This is a genomic window from Salifodinibacter halophilus (assembly GCA_012999515.1).
Classification (GTDB): Bacteria; Pseudomonadota; Gammaproteobacteria; order Nevskiales; family Salinisphaeraceae; genus Salifodinibacter; species Salifodinibacter halophilus.
This window is the reverse complement of the sequence record JABEEB010000712.1, coordinates 1-237: the sequence shown is the minus strand read 5'-3', so window position 1 is coordinate 237 and position 237 is coordinate 1. Positions and strand designations below refer to the sequence as shown.

Here is a 237-nt window from a genome sequence, read left to right as displayed (position 1 = left end):
GAGGAAAGCTATCTGGCCGACAAGGCCGACCCGAACTACGAGCCGTCCTACGATCCGGACCTGGACCAGCTGCTGGCGATCGACCGCGCCCTGGAAGCGCTCAGCGCGGTCGAGCCGCGCCTGACCCAACTGGTGGAGATGCGCTACTTCGCCGGCATGAGCGATATCGAGATCGGCGAAGTGCTGGGCCTGACCGACCGCACCATCCGCCGCGACTGGCGCAAGGCGCGCGCGTTC

At 67.5% G+C, this 237-nt stretch carries 1 protein-coding gene; it reads left to right on the top strand.

Going from position 1 to position 237, the window contains the following annotated elements; translation table 11 throughout:
- A partial coding sequence (locus HKX41_13410) for an RNA polymerase subunit sigma (GenBank protein ID NNC25132.1) occupies positions 1-237 on the top strand: 237 nt, incomplete at both ends.